Below are 17,069 nucleotides of genomic sequence, written 5' to 3' on the forward strand. Positions count from 1 at the left end.
CATCAGGTAGTGCGCAGATATCGTTTGATGCGCGGGTAATGGCTATTGACAATCCAGCCACATCGTTCTGGATCCCTCATATGATCTTCCAAGGATTTGGCCCGCTGTTGTGGGCCGGCACGGTGGAAACCGTGAAGCTCGCGGTGCTGTCGCTCGCGGCGTCGCTCGTGCTGGGCCTCATCGGCGCAAGCGCGAAACTGTCGACGAACCGCATGCTCAAGTCGATCGGCACCTTCTACACGACGCTGATCCGCGCGGTGCCGGACCTCGTGCTGATGCTGCTGCTGTTTTACGGGATCCAGATCCTGCTGAACAACGTCACCGACATGCTCGGCTGGGACCAGATCGACATCGACCCGTTCGTGGCCGGCGTCATCACGCTCGGCTTCATCTACGGCGCGTACTTCACCGAGACGTTCCGCGGCGCGTTCCTCGCGGTGCCGCGCGGCCAGCTCGAAGCGGGCTTCGCGTACGGGATGAGCGGCTGGCGCGTGTTCCGCCGCATCCTGTTCCCGCAGATGATGCGCTTCGCGCTGCCCGGCATCGGCAACAACTGGCAGGTGCTCGTGAAGGCCACCGCGCTCGTGTCGATCATCGGCCTTGCCGACGTGGTGAAAGCGTCGCAGGACGCGGGCAAGAGCACCCTCGATTTCTTCTTCTTCACGCTGGCTGCAGGCGCGATCTACCTCGCGATCACGACGGTGTCCAACGTCGTGCTGCATCACCTGGAGAAGCGTTATTCCGTCGGCGTCCGGAGGCTCGCACTGTGATCGAACTCGTCAGCCAGTACTGGCAAAGCTATCTCTACACCGACGGCTACCGCTTCAGCGGCCTCGCGATCACGCTGTGGCTGCTGGTGGTGTCGATCGCGTTCGGCTTCGCGCTCGCCGTGCCGCTCGCGATCGCGCGCGCTTCGTCGAACCGCTGGATCTCCGGCCCGGTGTGGCTCTATACGTACGTGTTTCGCGGCACGCCGCTCTACGTGCAGCTGTTGATGTGCTACACCGGCATCTACAGCCTGCAGGTCGTGCACAACCACGTGCTGCTCGACACGTTCTTCCGCAACGCGATGAACTGTACGCTGCTCGCGTTCGTGCTGAACGAATGCGCGTATGCCACCGAGATCTTCGCGGGGGCGATCAAGGCGACGTCGGCCGGCGAGATCGAGGCCGGCATGGCGTACGGCATGTCGCGCTTCAAGCTCTATACGCGGATCATCCTGCCTTCCGCGCTGCGCCGCTCGCTGCCGAGCTACAGCAACGAAGTGATCCTGATGCTGCACGCAACGACGCTCGCGTTCACCGCGACCGTGCCCGACATCCTGAAGGTCACGCGCGACGTCAATTCGGCGACCTACATGTCGTTCCAGGCCTACGGCATCGCGGCCGTGCTGTACGCCGCCGTCGTGTTCACGCTCATCTGGGCGTTCCGCAAGCTCGAGACGCGCTGGCTCGCGTACCTCTCGCCGCGCGGCCACTAACGCATTCGCAAGATTCGCAAGGAAGGACCCAGCATGTACAAGCTTACCGTTGACAACCTGCACAAGAAGTTCGGCGACAACGAGGTGTTGAAGGGCGTGTCGATGAAGGCGAAGGCCGGCGACGTGATCAGCATCATCGGTTCGAGCGGATCCGGCAAGAGCACGTTCCTGCGCTGCATCAACTTCCTCGAGCAGCCGTGCTCCGGGCAGATCACGATCGGCAGCGAGCCGATCCAGACCACGCGCGACCGCAACGGCTCGCTGCGCGTGGCCGACCAGAAGCAGCTGCAGCGGATGCGCACCAAGCTGTCGATGGTGTTCCAGCACTTCAACCTGTGGGCCCACATGACGGTGCTCGAGAACATCATCGAAGCGCCGATGGCCGTGCTCGGCGTCGGCAAGGACGAGGCGATCGCGCGAGCGCGCAAGTACCTGGAGAAGGTCGGCCTCGCGCCGCGCGTCGAGGGCATGTATCCGTCGCACCTGTCGGGCGGCCAGCAGCAGCGTGTGGCGATTGCACGCGCGCTTGCGATGGAACCGGAAGTGATGCTGTTCGACGAGCCGACGTCGGCGCTCGACCCGGAGCTCGTCGGCGAAGTGCTGAAGGTGATGCAGAAGCTCGCCGAGGAAGGCCGCACGATGGTCGTCGTTACGCACGAGATGGGTTTCGCACGCAACGTGTCGAATCACGTGATCTTCCTGCATCAGGGGAAGATCGAGGAGGAGGGGAATCCGCAGGAGATTCTCGTGAATCCGAAGAGCGAACGGCTCGGGCAGTTTCTGTCGGGGCGGTTGAAGTAAGCGGGCAGGCGGCGTCGCGCATCATCGGCGACGTCGCATACTGGAACGCTAAATGCTTGTCACGCGGGATCCTTTCAATGAAGGAGCACCGCGATGAGCACACCGACCACCACCGCCTTTTCCCATGTGAAGCCGCAGGACACCGCGTATCGCGGCGAAGGCCTGCGCGACTTCTTCCTGTATCGCGATCTCGGTATCGCGGCCGCGACGAACGGCAAGGTCGTCGCGCAACTCGTCAGGGCGAATCATGCACCGGAGGCGGGCACCGGCTGGCACCGTCACGAGGCCGAGTTCCATATCGTGATCATGCTGAAGGGCTGGGCGCGCTTCATGTACGGTGAACGGGAGACGCTGGTGAGCGCCGGCGACTGCGTGCATCAGGCGCCGGGAATCGTTCACTACCTGTTCGACTACTCGCCGGACATGGAGTACCTGGAGATCGTCGGGCCCGCCGATTTCACGTCGATCGATGTCGAGGGGCCATGCGCGGTACCGCCGCCGACGCCGTGGGGAGAGGCGGGGGCGTAGCTGCCGCGCATGATGTGCACGCTTGCGACGAACCGCCTTCGGGCGGTTTTTTCGTTATGGCGCGCCGAGCGCTTCCGTTGGTTCCGCGCGCACCCGCGATCCGCTTTCCCCTTCGTCACATTCTTTCGGATCCTGACGGTCGCGATGCTGAAGATCCGGAAAGAAAAGAAAGACATTCGTCAGCTTCGATGCGTTGACGGCGCCACGTTGTCAAAGATCGTCAATTGCGGGGGGATGCGGTGCACGGCCTGTCGTCGACCGGCGTTAAGGAGGTACAGCCGGATCACCGGTTGAGTTACCCGGGAGAGTTTCATGAAGCGTATCGCGAAGATCCTGACGGCCACCGCAGTGGCATGTGCCGTTCTCGCTCCGGCACTGGCCGAAGCGCATTCGCACCGTGTGTGTCATGTCGATCACCACCACCATCGCGTGTGCCGCTGGGTGCGGTAACCGCGACTTTCCCGGGGATACCCGGAACGCAGGCTTTATTCAGGCAAATCAGGAGAGGACTATGAAAAAGACGATGTTGATCGCCGCGCTGGTCGCCGGCATGGGTATGTCGATCGGTGCATTCGCGCAGGTTCCGGCCAGCGCGCCGGCCGGCACGACCGGTCTGTGCAAGGACGGCTCGTTCTACTCGGGCGCATCGAAGAAGGGCGCATGCGCAGGCCACAAGGGTGTGAAGACCTGGTACGGCGCATCGTCGGCGGCAGCCGCGAGCGCACCGGCCGCAGCGCCGGCCACGGCAGCTTCCGCAGCAGCCCCTGCGTCCGGCACCGCGCCGGCGAAGAGCGCGGCTGCAACGACCGCGGCGGCAGCGCCGGGCGGCGGCGCGGGCAAGGTATGGGCGAACGACAGCACGAAGGTCTACCACTGCTCGACCGACAAGTACTACGGCAAGACGAAGCACGGCAGCTACATGTCGGAAGCCGACGCGAAGGCGAAGGGCTACCACGCGTCGCACGGCAAGGCCTGTTCGTAACGCAGGCTGACGCGCGAGCCGCTCCCTCGCGCGTCGTCCGCACGCTGCAGCAACGCACGCCCCGCCATCAACGGCGGGGCGTTTCATTTTCAGCGTCGTCCGGCTTCAGTGAGCTTGATGCGACGGTGTGTCGGTCGCCACCTCGCTCATGGTTGCGCGCGCATCGAGCAGCGCGCGCAGCGTCACGTAATGCGTGCCGTCCGCGTTGCCTTCCGCACCCGCGGTGCGATCGTACGGCTCGTTGTCGTGAATCGTCGCCCGCACGATCGGATAGATCTGCGTTTCCCAGCGGCTGCCGTTGAACACGCCGTAGTGGCCTGCGCCCGTCTGTACGTGATGCGTCTTCAGGTACGGCGGCAACCCCGAACACAGTTCCTGCGCGGCCACCGTCTGGCCCACTGCGCAGATATCGTCCTTCTCGCCTTCGATCGTCAACAGCGCGGTGCGATGAATCGCCGCCGGTTCGACGAGCCGGTCGCCGACCGTCAGCTCGCCGCGCGCGAGCGCGTATTGCTGGAACACCTTCTCGACCGTTTCCAGATAGAACTCCGCGGTGAGATCGGCGGTGGCGAAGTATTCGTCGTAGAAGTGCCGCAGCGTGTCGGCTTTTGCCGGGTCGCCTTTCGCGCGCTGGTAATACAGATCGGCGAACGATGCCGCATGGCGATCGGGATTCATCGACATGAACGCGCCGACCTGCACGAAACCCGGATACACGCGTCGTTGCGCGCCGACGAAGCCCGCCGGCACGACGCTGATCAGGTTGCGCGCGAACCATTCGATCGGCTGGCTCGTTGCGAGCGCGTTGACCTTCGTCGGATTCACGCGGCAATCGATCGGCCCCGCCATCAGCGTCAGGCTCGCGGGCTGCGCCGGATCGCCGCCGGCGGCCATCAGCGCAACCGCCGCGAGCGCGGCAACGGTTGGCTGGCAGATCGCGAGCACGTGCGCATCCGGGCCGATATGGTGGATGAAGTCGATCACGTGCGCGACGTATTCGTCGAAGCCGAACCGTCCGGCCGTCAGCGGGATGTCGCGCGGGTTGTGCCAATCGGTGATGTACACGTCGTGGTCGGCGAGCATCGTATGCACGGTGCCGCGCAACAGCGTCGCGAAATGCCCGGACATCGGCGCGACGATCAGCACGCGCGGCTGGCGCGCCACCGGCCGCGCCTTGCGGAAATGCAGCAGCGTGCCGAACGGTGTGGCCGCGGCGGCTTCCTCGACGATCGGCACCGTTTCGCCGTCGACGACGATCGACGCGATGCCGAACGGCGGCCGCCGATGCGAGAACGCGCAGCATTCGAGCAGTTCGCACAGCGCGTCGAGCATGCGGCCGGTCGGCGTCGCGGTGGCGGGCGGCCACAGCGACATCGTCGCGCGGGTAGCGGCGGCCCATGCGCGCGCCGGACGCGTGCATTCTGCAGACCATTGATAGAACGGATAGGCAAGCAGATTCATGGCTGTCGCTCGTTGTGCCGCGTTGCAAGGAACGAGGCAAGCGATGTGCCAGCTTGCGGCTGGCACGCGCGTTGCACGCGGTTCGGGAACGCGGCGACGCAGGCGGCGCGCGACAGCCGGCAGCCGCGCGCGATGCGTTGCCGGGCCGGCCGGACGTGCGACATGTGTAGCGACAGCGTGCGGCGCTGCGCCAGTTCGGCGAATGCGCGGCACCGGCATGGTGCGGGTGGCGCCACATGGCGTCTGTTTCGGTGCAGGGGCACGAACGGTCTTGAACAGGGGAGCGACATGGAAGTCACCGGAGGACAGACGACGCTGACCATCAGCAGCCGCAATTACTCGTCGTGGTCGATGCGCGGCTGGCTGCTCGCTAAGCTGAGCGGGCTCACGTTCGAGACGGTCAGCGTGCCGATCGATGCCGCGTCGCGCGCGGAGTTGCTGCTGTTGTCGCCGTCGATTCTCGTGCCGTGCCTCACACACGACGGCAACACGGTGTGGGACACGCTCGCGATCGCCGAATACCTGAACGAAATCCGGCCGCAGGCGCGATTGCTGCCGGAAGACCGGAGAGCCCGCGCGCATTGCCGGTCGATCTGCGGTGAGATGCATTCAGGCTTCAGCGCATTGCGCTCCGCGTTGCCGATGAACCTGCGCGCGCATTTCCCCGGCTTCCGCATCTGGTCGCGCGCGCAGCACGACATCGAGCGGATCGTGACGATCTGGCGCGAGTGCCTGGCCGCATACGGCGGCCCCTGGCTGTTCGGCGCGGAGATCGGCATCGCCGACGCGATGTATGCGCCGGTCGTCACGCGCTTCCTGACCTACGACGTGAAACTGGAACCCGACATCGCCGAGTACTGCATGCAGGTGCTCGCGCATCCGTTCGTCGCGGAGTGGATCGATGCGGCGAAGGCGGAGCACGAAGACATCGACGAACTCGACATGGAGTTCTGACGCGCCGGATCACGTGCGGCACACGCGTCGTCATGCATGACGCGCTCAAATATCGGATGAATGGCGTCTGATCAAAGCGCGCTTAAATCGGACGAATCGCCGCCACGGCGTGAGGCCCCGTGCGGCGGGCCACGTGCGTTATCGGGGTAAACATCGCGGGCGCGGTGCCGATAACGCAGGTCCAGTGACCGCAAGAGAAACACGTGAAACCGTTCGTCATGCTTGTCTTTGCCGCTGCGCTCGTCACGTCAGCCGGCTGCGCACAACTTCAACCCGCACACCAGGACGCGAATGTGCACACCGATGCGCCGTCTGCGTCGACGTCGCTCGTCGATTTCGTCATACCAGCCGATGCGCTTGGTGCGCGCGATCCTCAGTTGACCGCGTTGCTCGCGAAAGTCGGTGCGCTGGCATCGAAGCAGTCGCAACCGATGACGATTCGCGTGGCCGCGCTGCCGCAGGATTTCGGCTACCTGAACCAGTCGATCAAACGCGGCATTGCGACGCCGCGTGCTGCGGCGGTGCGCGTCGAGAACGTCGCGGCCGGCAGTTGCCGGCCATACAGCGTCCAGGTCGGACCGAGCCAATAACAGGAGATCCCGCGATGCTACGACTGTCGATCTGTGCCGCCGTGTTCGTGTGCGGCACCGCGTGTGCGGCGACGCCCGGCGATGGCGTGCTGTTTGCCCCTGCTGCATCCAACCAGGTGTTTCCACCGCTGCCGCCATTCGCGTCGCTGCCGCCGGGAGCGGGCGGCGACGACGAAGTGCAGGCACCCGCACCGACGGGCGGCCGTCACGCGAAGAAGCTGCGCCACGCATCGCCCGTGAAGAAGGCGCCGGAATTGCAGGTGCGTCTCGTCGTGACCGACGAGTCGCGCGCGGCGCTCGCCGCCGAGGACAAGAAGCTCGACGACGCGTTGGCGAAAAGCACGCACGAGCGGCGCACGACGGGGGCCGGCGCGGCAGCGCTGGCGATGACGCCATGAGCGCGCGGATTCGAAGCGGCGGATACGTGACGGCTCGAACCGGAGCGGCGTCGATGCAACGACGTTGCACGCCATGGCTGTGGTTCGCGATGTTGGTGTTGAGCGCGCTCATCGTCACGCCGGTGCGTGCCGCCGACGACGCGCCCGGCAACGAATGCTTCGAGCGCGCGGCCGGCTATCAGGGCGTCAACCCGCATATCCTGCGCGCGATCGCCTGGTACGAATCAAAGGGCAATCCGGCTGCCGTGCATCGCAACGCGGACGGCAGCATCGACGTCGGCCAGACCCAGATCAACTCGGTGCACTTCGGCGAGCTGCGCCGCTATGGCGTGCCGCCACGCGCGCTGAAGGATGCGTGCGTGAACATCTACGTCGCGGCGTGGATGCTGAAACGCAAGATGGTCCGCTATGGGAACACCTGGCAGGCGATCGGTGCCTATCACTCGGAAACGCCGCGCTATCGGGACGAATACGCGCGAAACATTCATGCGGTGGTCGTGTCGTGGGGCTTGCACGAATGAGCCGCCTTTTGGTGAGTGTTGAAGGCCGGAAGTAAGGATCGCGGCGGGCTCGGCCGGTTCGACGAACGTGCCGCAGCCTGTCGTTTTCCCGAATGCATCAAGCCGATTCTGCCGCGCAAACGATTTACATCAAATTCTGCTCAAGGAACCCCTGCGACGAGGTTAAAGAACTCCACCGCGTATGTCGTAAACGGGAGCACGGGGAACGGCGGCGATGATCGCGCATGCAGCGCGACGCGCCGCCGCACAAGAAAGCAAGCGCAGCAGGGGAATCGACTTGAATCGTCAGCAATCGTGGACGCGTACGGCGGCGCCCGGAGAAATCATCTACTCCGAGGGCTTTGCGGGTGAGCCCGTCATCTTCTTGATCACCGACGGCAAGGTCGAGCTGTCCACACGATGCGAAGACAAGCGCGTCGTCGTCGCGACCCTCGGCCGCGGCGAGTTCTTCGGTGAATCGGCATTGCTCGCGGCCGAGCCGCGCGCTCATACCGCGAAGGCACTTTCATTCTGTCAGCTCACGGTCGTGCCGGCCGGCATGCTCGATGAAGAAATCGAGCGCGTGTCGGCGCTGCTGCGCCACATCGTGCGAACGATGATCCGCCGCGTGAAGCGCAAGGACGACCAGCTCGCCACCTACACCCATGCCGACTTCATGCCGGGCGTGCTGTCGTATGCGCACGTGCTGTCGCTGATGGCGGGCGCCGACGCGCGCGATGGCGGCGACACGTGGGCGCGCCGGCCGATGCAGGCCCATGCGGCCGAAACCTCGGTGCCGCTCGCCGAAGTGATCCGCAAATGCCGCGCGATCGCCGGCCATTCGCGGCCGCATGTGCTCGCGATGCTGCGACGCATGGAGAAGCTCAATCTCGTCACGATCGAAGCGGCACAGGCGGACCATGCGGGCGGGGCGGTCGACTACGCGGCGTCGTCGGATGCGCGCCAGGTCGTCACGTTCGACGCCGCGCGCGTGATCGATCGCGCGCAGCAAGTGGCCGATCACGATCTCGACCTGTCGATCAACAGCGAACTCGAACTCATCGAACTGGCCGATCTCGAAGCGCTGATCGGCGTCGAGAAGACGATGCTGCTCAACAAGCTGTCGAACGGCGAGATTGCCGACGAGTTGTTCGCGTTCCGCAAATCGAAGGTCCTCAGTTACGTCGAACAGAAGGGCGTGACGTACTTCTCGCGGCGCAACGCGCGTCGTGGAGAGGTGCGCTCGCTGGAGGATCTCGTGACGATCGACCAGCGCACGCTGTTCGACGTCATCAGCACGTTCGACACCTACGATCTCGCGAAGCTCATCGCGAATCTCGACGATCGCGCGGTGGCCGACAAGCTGTTCTCCGTGATGACCGAGGCGCGGCGCAACGAGGTGTCGTGGGTGATGCGTCGCGAGCTCAAGCTCGATCCGGTCGAGATCGAGGATATCGAGCAGCGCGTGCTGGATGCCGTTCGCGCGGCAAAGGCGCCGGCGGTGGGCACCGTGCCTGTCGCATCGGCATCGGACGCATGACGAGGAGACGCGCATGGACCTGTTGACCCTGGCCGGTGTGCTGTTGGGCGGTGCTGCGATCGTGTTCGGCTTCGCGATGGAAGGCGGGCATTTCTCGATGCTGTTCCAGTTCGAGGCGCTCATCATCGTGCTCGGCGGCACGCTCGGCGCGGTGATGATCCAGAACACGTGGGCGCGCTTCCTCGACGCGGTGAAGCAACTGCGGCTCGCGTTCGTCCGTGCGCGCGAGGTCGATCGCAAGAACCTGTCCGACGTGCTCGAATGGGGCGACCGCGCGAAGCTCGACGGGCTGCTCGCATTCGAATCGATGGACGTGAGCGGCATCCATCCGTTCGCGCGCCGCGGGCTCGAACTGCTGGCGAACGGCGTATCGACCGCCGTGCTCGAAGACGCGCTGCAGCGCGAACTCGATGCCTATGAACGCAGCCGCCTCGCCGCTGCGCGTGTGTGGCAGCAGGCGGGCGGGTATGCGCCGACGTTCGGCATTCTCGGGTCGGTGCTCGGGCTCGTGCAGGTGACGAGCCATATGCTCGAACCGGCACAGCTCGGGCCGGGCATCGCGGTTGCGTTCATCGCGACGCTGTACGGGCTGGCGTTCGCCAACCTCGTGTTCCTGCCGCTTTACGGCAAGCTGCGCGCGCAGATCGACAGCGAGCTGCGGTTTCGCAAGCTGTATCTCGACGGCTTGCTCGCGATCTCGCGCAAGGAATCGCCGCATACGATCGAGACACGCCTGACCGGCGACGTGCGCGGGCGCGCGGTCGAATCGCTCGCGTGATGCACGTGTGTCGTACGACGAACCCGGAATGCCAATCGCATGACTGCTCGAACTGACGGTGCATCCGCCGCCGACCGCGACGACGACGAACTCGAAGGCGCGCAATCCGGCCGCTGGCTGATTTCGTACGCGGATCTCATCACGACGCTGATGGTGCTGTTTCTCGCGTTGTACGTGCTCCAGCTCGCGAAATACAACGCGCTGGACGCGCGGTACCAGACACTTGCGCGGCATGCGGAAAGCGCGGTGAGTGCATCCGCTGCTGCTACCGCTGCCGTGACGTCGGAGCACGCACCGCCGTGGCTCGCCTTGCTCGATTCGTTGAAGTCGAATGGCCGCATCTCGCTCGTGAAAGCGCCGCATGGCGTCGAGATCGGCATCGACGCGAAGATCCTGTTCAACGTAGGCGATGCGCGCTTGCTGCCTGATTCATCGCCCGTGCTGAACCAGATCGCGCAGGCACTCAGCGATCACGCGACCGGCGAGATTCTCGTCGAAGGCCACACCGACAGCGTGCCGATCGCGAACGCGAAATACGAATCGAACTGGGAGCTGTCGTCGGCGCGCGCGGGGAGCGTCGTGCGCTACCTGACCGAGCGCGGCGTCGCCCCGCACCGGCTCGCGGCGATCGGGCGGGCCGATACGCAGCCGCTGGTCGCGGGGGACGATGCCGCCGCGCGGGCGCGCAACCGGCGCGTCACGATTTTCGTTGCATATTGATTGCCGCCGAATTTTCGTTGTTCACGCATCTATAAGCGGCCGCATATGTCCGCCTGACAACGACATAACGAATCTCGCATGATGAACATGTGAAATCAGCGATGCGGTTCTGCGCGTGCATGCCGATAACCCAAACTGGCTCAGACCGAGCGGTTATCGAGGGTTCCCCATGCATTTCTGGCGCAAGCTTTCCATACAGAACAAGCTGATTCTCAGCATGACGAGTTGCCTGCTCGTGTTCGTCGCGATCTCGAGCGGGCTCAGCATCCGCCTGATCGGCAACGCGGTGCGCGATCGCGTCGTGCGCGAAGAGCTGCCGACGGCCGTGAACGGCATCCGCGCCGACGTGCAGCGGCAGATGGCCGGGCCGATCGCCGCGTCGCGTATTCTCGCGCGCGATGCGTTCCTGCTGCAATGGGAAGCCGAAGGCGAACCCGACGCCGGCACGCGCAACTGGATCCAGTTGGCCAAGAACGTGAAGGACGAGCAGAAGGCGGCGTCGGTGCAGTGGGTATCCGTGAAGAGCGGCAACTACTACAACGAATCCGGCCTGCAGCGGAAGGTGACCGACAAGGATCAGTGGCTGACCGGCTTCCTGTCGTCCGGCAAGGCGTTCGACGTGAACATGGACCGCGAGGTGACTGTCGGCGGCTACATGATGTTCATCAATAGCCGCGTCGAGCTTGATGGTGTGCCGATTGGTGCTGCGTGCATGAGCCTGTCCGTCGATGCGCTCGCGAAGGGTATTGCTGCTTACCGGATTGGCGAGACCGGGTTCGCGTATCTCGTGCGTCCCGACGGCGCGATCATGATGCATCGCGATACGGCGTTGATCGACGGCAAGCATTTCATGAAGGATCAGCAGGGGTTGCCGGGTGATGCGTCGTCGACGCTGCTGGCTGGTCAGCCTTATGCGTATCTGAGCTACAACGGTGACGGTGGTGCGCGTTTCATCGCGACGTCGTTCATTCCGGAGTTGAATGCGTATGTGGTCGTCGAGGTGCCGCAGGCCGAGCTGCTCGGGCCGGTGACGCGTGCGATTCGTAGCGCGGCGCTGGTTGCGGCGGTGGTGGGCCTTGGTGTTGCGCTGCTCGTGATCTGGCTGGTGGGGCGTGCGATTGCCGCGCCGATTCGTCGCGCGGCGACGCTGCTGTCGGAGATCGCCAGCGGGCAGGGTGACCTCACGCGCCGGATGACGGTCGAGAGCCAGGACGAGATCGGGCAGTTGTCGGATGCGTTCAACCGGTTCGTGTCGTCGCTGTCGACGCTGGTGCACAGCATTCGCGCGGCTTCCTCGTCGATTGCGACCGGGTCGGCGCAGATTGCGACGGGGAATGCGGACCTCAGTGAACGCACCGAAGGGCAGTCGAGCAACCTGGAGCGCACGGCTTCGTCGATGGAAGAGATCACGGCCGTGGTGCGGAACAACACCGAGACGGCGACCACGGCCGCGAAGATGATCAACGGTGCGGCCGATACGGCGGCCCGCGGCGGGCAGGTGGTGGGTGAAGTCGTGACCACGATGCAGGAAATCAGCGACGCGTCGCAGCGGATCTCCGAGATCATCGTGATGATCGACAGCATTTCGTTTCAGACGAATATTCTGGCGTTGAATGCGGCGGTGGAAGCGGCGCGGGCCGGGGAGCAGGGGCGCGGGTTTGCGGTGGTGGCTTCTGAGGTGCGGAATCTGGCGCAGCGCAGCGCGCAGGCGGCGAAGGAGATCAAGACGCTGATCGAGCATAGCGCGGGGACGGTGAATACCGGGTCGCGGCTGGTGAGTGAGGCCGGGAAGGTGATGCGCGATGTTGTTTCGCAGGTTCAGGGCGTGAGCGCGATGATGAGCGAGATTGCGGAGGCTAGCCTGGAGCAGAGCGCCGGGATCGATCAGATCGGGGATGCAGTGCAGTCGCTCGATCAGATGACGCAGCAGAATGCGGCGCTGGTGGAAGAAAGCGCGGCGGCCGCGGCGAGCTTGAAGCAGCAGGCGGCGGAATTGACTCGATTGGTGTCGGCTTTCAAGGTGGATGATTAAGGGGTGATTTCGGGTTTCTGACTGGGGTGTTCACGAGGACGGCTTCCGTGGAGCACGGCAGCCGTTTTTTGCATGTCGGCGCGGGACGTAGTGACGTTTATAGAGAGGAAACGCATTTTCAGATTGAAGGTTGGGTCGGGGCGACGGTTGTTGGCTGGACGGCGGATTCTTATCTTGCTTGTTGGGAGAATGTGGCGGCGGAGGTTGATGCGGCCAGAATGGAGGATTGGGCGGATCCGGACAAGATATATACGCCCGAAGTCAATACAAGGCTGGGTAAGCTCGTCGGGCCGGAGCAGGGTTTTCTGCGAAGGCTAGGAGTAACGTGCAAAGCGTTGTTCGCGATAACGGGGATTGCTCCCGGGCCAGATGAGGCTGCTCCTGAAGTCCGATGATGGGAAGGGGTGAAGCTGCTGTTACAACGGCTGCACTTTTGAATATTTGGGCAAAACTACAGATGTTGGGGTCAAGTCGACGGGTGGTATTGCCGTTATATTCGATAACGAGGCATTTTATACGGATGTGTTCGCTGATGAAACGGCAGCGTTTCGGTTGCCGGTGAAGCGGAAACTAGCTGATGCGGTGGTGAAGGTGCCGCTGCTGGAGGAAAACCAGGATGGGTGCCGGAGGGGCCGAGTGCGTTGGTTGTCGCTGTGAAGCAAGGAGAGAGACTTATGTCCTCTGGCAGGAGATGACGGTGCCCGGAATTGCTGCTTGTGTTGCGGGAGGTGATATTTTGGCGTATTCGTCGTTGCCAGTTTGGGTTGCGAGAGCTTGATCGAAAAGGGTTGTGTGAATTTCGACCTTGGTTGCTTGCGGGGAAATAAATCGGCATCGTAATAAAAAGGTGCATTGCGGTAAATATAAAAAGGGGTGGTTGAATGTATATTTCAGAGAAACAGTCACATAAGCTGGACGGCGCGGTGAAAGGATTTGAAGTTGCTCTCCGAAGCTTCGTTTCGTTCATTATGGTTGAGGCGTTTCCGTCAGAGGCTAAATTCATTTCGGCGCTGAATTCAGTGTCGATTACCCCGTCGTTGATTTATTCGAAGCGCTTTGCAGGAAAGTTGGACAACATTAAGAAAAATGCGTCGTCCATATATAAGGCTCTCCAGGACTGCAGTAGCTCAATTTCCACGGGAAAATTTGATAATCAAGTTCCCTATGTCTCGGAGACTATTGATCTTCTTCTTTTGTTTTTCAATTCTTTGTTCGAGAAACAGGGGTTGACAAAGGAATTTTCCTCTGTTGAGGAGTTTCATTATTCTTGTGCGCTGTTTCATAAGATAAGAAATAATCTATCGCATCCAGCATCTAAGCCAACTACAATACCTGACGCCGCAAAAGTTGCAAATTTTGTGGAAAATGTGACTATCGCTCTTGACGGAAAATTCTTTTGGTATGCTACGAAAGAACGTCTTCGTGAAGCAATTCGAGAGTACAAAGAGGTAACGGACGGTGCTGATGTGCTGCACAATCTCGAATCTGCCACATCAACTCATACCGATCTTCTTTGTCGAGATAGTGAAATCGGTGAATTGTATTCCTCGCTTTTGGGAAGTGATATTCGTCAACGACTTGCTGGGTCGGTGCTTTTGTATGGCTATGGTGGGGTTGGGAAGACTGCTATTACTACCGAATTTTTGTATCGACTGCTTCGAGATAAGAAAGATGGAAAGTATTCGGATGTTGAATATCTTCTGTTTTTCTCCAGCAAGGACGAATATCTGCGGTCGTCAAATTCGACTGGTGAATTTTATATTGATTCGGCTCGGCCGGAGTTTTCAACATTCGATGATCTGGCGAGTGCAATTTGCAAGCGTCTGAAACTTGATTCTGTGCATCAGATAGCTGAAAAATATCAACGCGGAATTATTGCGATTGATAATATTGAAAATATCAATTCGGATGAGCAGAAAAAAATATTTGCCTTCGTTAAATCTCTTCCTCGGAATGTTCAATTTATAATAACTTCGAGGAATGAGGAGCAGTGTGAGGAAAAGATTCATATCCGGGAGTTCAAGAAGGATGATGTGGGGATTTCTTTTGTTGAGAATATAGTTGAATCGGAGGGATTTAATGTTTCTCTGACTCGAGCAATGGCTGAGTCCCTTCTTGAGACATCAAAGGGCAATGCTCTCATTATCGTGCAGGCTTTGAATGGTCTTCACAACAATGTAATTACGTTTGCCCAGTTAACGCAATCCTTGGAGAGTATGCGTTCAAAGAACTCCGAGATGGTCGCGAATTTCATGTATAAAAATACATTCGATGCGGCACTGCGCTATTTGTCGGAGTCTGGGTATCCGGTTGATGATGTGATGTGCATCATATCTCTTTATGATGAGCGAATTGAATTGTATTCGATCAGTAGATTGGCAAAGATTGAGGTCTCTGATGCGGAGAAGATGTGCAATTTTCTTCTTGAGCGCCTTATTCTTACGAAATCTGGGGAGTATTACGAGCTTAATGAGTTTGCGAAGAGATTTGTGTTGATTAAGTTGCTGCCGGATCGATTTGAGTTGAGTAATCTGCGCGATAAGATAAAGCAGCATAAGGATCGCATGAGGAAGAAGCTTGAGCAGCTTGAAACAACGCTTGATGCTAATTCTGCACTTCATAAGAATGTCAATGAATGGCAGCCGCGTAATTATATTGATAAAATAGTTATTGCTGAGTTATTTTCTATTTATGGTGAGGCGGTGGTGTGCGTTAGGAGGGGGGATAAACTCGAGTTTGAGAGATATATCCGGGACTTGAATGAGCATTCGTTGATTACGAACCATCCATATGTCGCTCTTCAGAAGGCGCGGCTTCTAAAAAGTGGAATTTGGAAATTCTACAAGGGGAATGTTAATGTTCTCGATCAAATTCAGCGGGCCTACGAAGAGGCTCTTGAGTCTATTGAATATGATTATCGCTATCTAATTGGGACGGCGGCTCATGCGTCGTTGTCTATGTTTTTGGGTGTTTTTCTGTGTGCTGATAGAAAGGATTATGGGCGGGCAATTCGATTTTTGGAGTATGCAAAATCTATTTTCGATCAAACCCAAGTTCAAAAGCCATGGTTCATAAGTTGTAACTATCTCTCAATTTCATATGATGAAAGATACAGGCAAACCAATGACCGTGCATACTTTGTCCATCTTTCTCGCGTGGCAAAGCAGGTGTCTGCGTCAAAAAAGAAGGCGGCTAATGCCTCATTTGATATTGAGAAATATTTGAAGCAGTTTAAAGATTATATTCAGTGATGTTTATAAATTAAATGCTTTCGTCTCGGGATGGGGGTTGCATCCCGAGATTTGAAATTTTCTGCAGTTTTCGCTTGTGGTTATGGGCGATTGCTATTATTTAAATATATTAATTTGACGGCTGTCGAGGGCGAGCCTGAAGTATCTGTCTTTCGCCATGTACGCCTATATTCCTTTCGGCCAATCCCCCTCAATCCCCCATTTCTGAGATGCCCGCCCGACTACACTGGTCTTGAAGCCTAGCTTCTCGTCATCGGGAGTAGAACGCAGTCCCCTTCGCACCGATAGTCGAACGTAAGCCGTCTTGCCCAACAAGACACAGCGAAGAAGGAGAAAGAAGGGAAAACCCAAGGCATCAAAGAAGCGCGGGCCGCATGGGCGGCAACCCATACGACCCGCTGACCACCACCAACTCAACACAGGAGTTGAAAATGGCTGACGCCAATACTAAGCCACGTCGTAGAAAGAACAAACCGGTCAACATGCAAAAGACGTTTGAGCTGGTCCTGCGCAATTACCCGGACCTTCCCAAGCGAGGCTGGCCGTATCTGCCGTGGATGAAGGCGATCGACATTGATTTCAAGATCTTCGGATTCAAGCCTGGCGACCGCGTATACGTGGACGCCAACTACGTGACCCGGCAGATCACGATCACGCCGGATTACAGCCAGTTGGCGTTGCGAGAGCAGCCGTACCACGATCCTGACCCTGGACCGTCGCCGCTATAACGCCTGCTAGGGCCGCTTGATGCGGCCCTAGCGAGTGGAATGCAGGCGTTTCCCGAATGCGACTGACTGCCGGGGCGACACCGCCCCGGCCATTGCCGCAAACGCCGCGACTCACACCTCCAGCCACCTTCAACAATTGTCACGACCGCGAGGCCCGTGAGGCGACACGTCGCCTGCCGAAACAGCCGAATGGCGTCAAATCATCAAATCAACTGCGGTGGACTAGACTAAATCTGACAGTGGTTGGTTTTTCATGCTGGCGCGCATTAGCGCGAAGGGCGTAGCCCGCAGCGGCAATGCGCGCCGCGAACAGCAAGGAGTCCACC

At 60.2% G+C, this 17,069-nt stretch carries 18 protein-coding genes; 17 read left to right on the forward strand and 1 reads right to left on the reverse strand.

Features of this window, described 5'->3' with window-relative positions; genetic code table 11:
• Positions 1-80: 80 nt before the first annotated feature.
• The 6 genes from FFS49_RS31575 to FFS49_RS31595 all read left to right on the forward strand — a co-directional run bounded on the left by FFS49_RS31575 (position 81) and on the right by FFS49_RS31595 (position 3,791).
• Positions 81-770, forward strand: a complete 690-nt coding sequence (locus FFS49_RS31575) for an ABC transporter permease (RefSeq protein ID WP_041493367.1) — start codon at positions 81-83, stop codon at positions 768-770.
• Positions 767-1,480, forward strand: coding sequence for an ABC transporter permease (locus FFS49_RS31580; RefSeq protein ID WP_046549412.1), 714 nt, complete (start codon positions 767-769; stop codon positions 1,478-1,480). The genes FFS49_RS31575 and FFS49_RS31580 overlap by 4 nt, the downstream gene beginning before the upstream one ends.
• Positions 1,481-1,513: 33 nt before the next feature.
• Entirely contained in the window at positions 1,514-2,281 is a 768-nt protein-coding gene (locus FFS49_RS31585) for an ATP-binding cassette domain-containing protein (RefSeq protein WP_039344915.1), read from the forward strand.
• A gap of 93 nt (positions 2,282-2,374) precedes the next feature.
• Positions 2,375-2,809 carry a cupin domain-containing protein gene (locus tag FFS49_RS31590; RefSeq protein WP_105817172.1) on the forward strand — a complete coding sequence of 145 codons (435 nt, stop codon included), beginning with the start codon at positions 2,375-2,377 and terminating at the stop codon, positions 2,807-2,809.
• 312 nt (positions 2,810-3,121) lie between these two features.
• A complete protein-coding gene (locus tag FFS49_RS42175; protein ID WP_167316040.1) occupies positions 3,122-3,259 on the forward strand; it encodes an HHHH-motif protein in 138 nt (45 codons plus the stop codon).
• A 61-nt stretch (positions 3,260-3,320) separates the two neighbouring features.
• Entirely contained in the window at positions 3,321-3,791 is a 471-nt protein-coding gene (locus FFS49_RS31595) for a DUF3761 domain-containing protein (protein ID WP_039344907.1), read from the forward strand.
• A 105-nt stretch (positions 3,792-3,896) separates the two neighbouring features.
• Here FFS49_RS31595 and phaZ read toward each other — a convergent pair whose 3' ends face one another.
• Positions 3,897-5,252 carry a polyhydroxyalkanoate depolymerase gene (gene phaZ, locus FFS49_RS31600; protein WP_105817171.1) on the reverse strand — a complete coding sequence of 452 codons (1,356 nt, stop codon included), beginning with the start codon at positions 5,250-5,252 and terminating at the stop codon, positions 3,897-3,899.
• Positions 5,253-5,540: 288 nt separating this feature from the next.
• On the opposite strand from phaZ, the gene FFS49_RS31605 reads away from it, so the two are divergent.
• From FFS49_RS31605 to FFS49_RS31655, 11 genes are all read left to right on the forward strand, one after another.
• Positions 5,541-6,206 (forward strand): glutathione S-transferase family protein, encoded by a 666-nt coding sequence (locus FFS49_RS31605; RefSeq protein WP_047851689.1) that lies wholly within the window; start codon positions 5,541-5,543, stop codon positions 6,204-6,206.
• A 218-nt stretch (positions 6,207-6,424) separates the two neighbouring features.
• The gene (locus FFS49_RS31610; protein ID WP_105817403.1) at positions 6,425-6,796 is read left to right on the forward strand and encodes a hypothetical protein; all 372 of its coding nucleotides are present in this window, start codon (positions 6,425-6,427) and stop codon (positions 6,794-6,796) included.
• A gap of 14 nt (positions 6,797-6,810) precedes the next feature.
• Positions 6,811-7,194 (forward strand): hypothetical protein, encoded by a 384-nt coding sequence (locus FFS49_RS31615; RefSeq protein WP_105817170.1) that lies wholly within the window; start codon positions 6,811-6,813, stop codon positions 7,192-7,194.
• An 89-nt stretch (positions 7,195-7,283) separates the two neighbouring features.
• Positions 7,284-7,715, forward strand: a complete 432-nt coding sequence (locus FFS49_RS31620) for a lytic transglycosylase domain-containing protein (RefSeq protein WP_039344980.1) — start codon at positions 7,284-7,286, stop codon at positions 7,713-7,715.
• 277 nt (positions 7,716-7,992) lie between these two features.
• Positions 7,993-9,234 (forward strand): cyclic nucleotide-binding domain-containing protein, encoded by a 1,242-nt coding sequence (locus FFS49_RS31625; RefSeq protein WP_105817402.1) that lies wholly within the window; start codon positions 7,993-7,995, stop codon positions 9,232-9,234.
• 13 nt (positions 9,235-9,247) lie between these two features.
• Positions 9,248-10,012, forward strand: a complete 765-nt coding sequence (locus tag FFS49_RS31630; RefSeq protein WP_105817169.1) for a flagellar motor protein — start codon at positions 9,248-9,250, stop codon at positions 10,010-10,012.
• Between the two features lie 39 nt (positions 10,013-10,051).
• Entirely contained in the window at positions 10,052-10,732 is a 681-nt protein-coding gene (locus tag FFS49_RS31635) for an OmpA family protein (protein WP_105817168.1), read from the forward strand.
• A 169-nt stretch (positions 10,733-10,901) separates the two neighbouring features.
• Positions 10,902-12,764, forward strand: coding sequence for a methyl-accepting chemotaxis protein (locus tag FFS49_RS31640; protein WP_105817167.1), 1,863 nt, complete (start codon positions 10,902-10,904; stop codon positions 12,762-12,764).
• A 47-nt stretch (positions 12,765-12,811) separates the two neighbouring features.
• Entirely contained in the window at positions 12,812-13,159 is a 348-nt protein-coding gene (locus FFS49_RS31645) for a hypothetical protein (protein WP_137910150.1), read from the forward strand.
• A gap of 486 nt (positions 13,160-13,645) precedes the next feature.
• Entirely contained in the window at positions 13,646-16,015 is a 2,370-nt protein-coding gene (locus FFS49_RS31650; protein ID WP_137910151.1) for an ATP-binding protein, read from the forward strand.
• Positions 16,016-16,389: 374 nt separating this feature from the next.
• On the forward strand, positions 16,390-16,743 hold the full coding sequence (locus FFS49_RS31655; protein WP_224755894.1) for a hypothetical protein: 354 nt from the start codon (positions 16,390-16,392) through the stop codon (positions 16,741-16,743).
• Positions 16,744-17,069: the final 326 nt, after the last annotated feature.

The organism is Burkholderia sp. 4NA327C6 (assembly GCF_005502655.1).
Lineage (GTDB): Bacteria > Pseudomonadota > Gammaproteobacteria > Burkholderiales > Burkholderiaceae > Burkholderia > Burkholderia contaminans.